This is a genomic window from Synechococcus sp. R6-7 (assembly GCF_047461695.1).
Classification (GTDB): domain Bacteria; phylum Cyanobacteriota; class Cyanobacteriia; order Thermostichales; family Thermostichaceae; genus Thermostichus.
In genome coordinates this window covers 1-1296 of sequence record NZ_JANSHS010000164.1, presented here as the reverse complement: position 1 = coordinate 1296, position 1296 = coordinate 1, and the positions used below count along the sequence as shown (strand labels likewise).

Annotated in this window: 2 protein-coding genes; both read right to left on the bottom strand. The window is 56.7% G+C overall.

What is annotated here, in order from left to right; genetic code table 11:
* Nucleotides 1-237 precede the first annotated feature (237 nt).
* Nucleotides 238-1122, bottom strand: coding sequence for a hypothetical protein (locus NW815_RS05655; protein WP_414388163.1), 885 nt, complete (start codon nt 1120-1122; stop codon nt 238-240).
* Between the two features lie 44 nt (nt 1123-1166).
* On the bottom strand, nt 1167-1292 hold the full coding sequence (locus NW815_RS05650; protein WP_414415795.1) for a GTP-binding protein: 126 nt from the start codon (nt 1290-1292) through the stop codon (nt 1167-1169).
* Between the last annotated feature and the right edge of the window lie 4 nt (nt 1293-1296).

Genomic DNA, 1296 nt, shown 5'->3' with positions numbered 1-1296 from the left:
CATCAGCATGAGTGCGGGAGTATGTCACGGCATGAGCCTTTGGTTCCATCAGTGTGAGTGGGGAGCTGAGGAGCGATCCATAAGCCCGTGGGGGCGGGGGCAGTCCAAATGTCCGAAGAGACGGGTACTGCTGCTGTGGCGAGGTAGGCTAAAACAGGAAGTGCGGCTGGCGTTCACGTAGTGTTGCCAACCTGCGCCAGTAACAGGAGTCCCCCACTTCTGAGCTTGAGGATCCTGTCAAAGACTGTAGATCTGCCCATCCATGAGCAGATGGGTGATGCCTTTCTTTTGCAGTTGGGTGCGCACAATCTCCAGAATGTAGCCGGGAAACTGGATTACCCGGTAGGGTGGGTAGGTGTTGCTGCCCCGACGGCTCATTTCGGAAAAGCGACGGGCCACCTTGTGGTTGTCGAAAATGGGCAGCGTATTGGCGTTGTCGATCCCTTCGATGGGCAGGGATCCCGAGCCAAAGAATTCTTTGAGAGGGCGGGTGGTCAGTTCTTGGTAGCGGTCAACAACGACATAGCAGGTTTCCGGTAGGGTGAGCTCTTCCAGGGGTAATACCTGAATTTGATAGCTGGGATCGGTGAGGGGATCCTCTTCTGGCCCATCTTCATCTTCTAGGAGATAGTCAGGGTCGTCCTCATCCTCGTCTTCGAGGTCACGGTCTTCTTCGGTCTCTTCCTCATCCTCTTCCCCGACATCCTCCACATCTTCCTGAAGCTCAGCCGCCAACTGCAGTTCTTCTGGGGGCAGTTCTGGCAGAGACTCCGTCCCAGCAGTGTTATCCTCGCCTTCCTCGTTTGCGTTCGGCTCTGCGGGGGGCTCCGGCAAGGGAGATGGAGAAGGCAACTCCGGTTCCAGCGGCAAGATCTGCTGCTCCAAGGCTGGGATCCTGCCAACAGCAACTTTTTCCCCCATGTCTTTGCGGCGGGCAGCCGAGCGTTTGAGATGGATCAACCGCTGATACTCATCGGCAGCGATATTTTCCTTCAACACGCGGGTGATGGTGGTGATGCTCACCTGAAATTGCTCCGCCAATTCGACGGCGGTCGCTGCTGAGCCGCGGTAGGCGCTAACAATTTGCTGTTGTTCTTGCTCTGAAAGTTTGCTGCGAGCCATCCCAGATCACCCAATCCAAAAACCGAAAAAACTGAAGAGGATCCTTAGCCAGCGGCGGTTGCCCCACACACCCGGCTGAGGCCGGCAGCTAGCTGCTCCCGCTCCAGCCCCTTGCCGATCAACACAATTTTGGACAGGCGGGGCTCATCGGGATCCCAGTCCCGTTCCAGAAAA

Bases quoted from the DNA above. Each gene is read 5' to 3' on its own strand.
- NW815_RS05655 (WP_414388163.1), bottom strand. From the start codon at position 1,122: ATGGCTCGCAGCAAACTTTCAGAGCAAGAACAACAGCAAATTGTTAGC.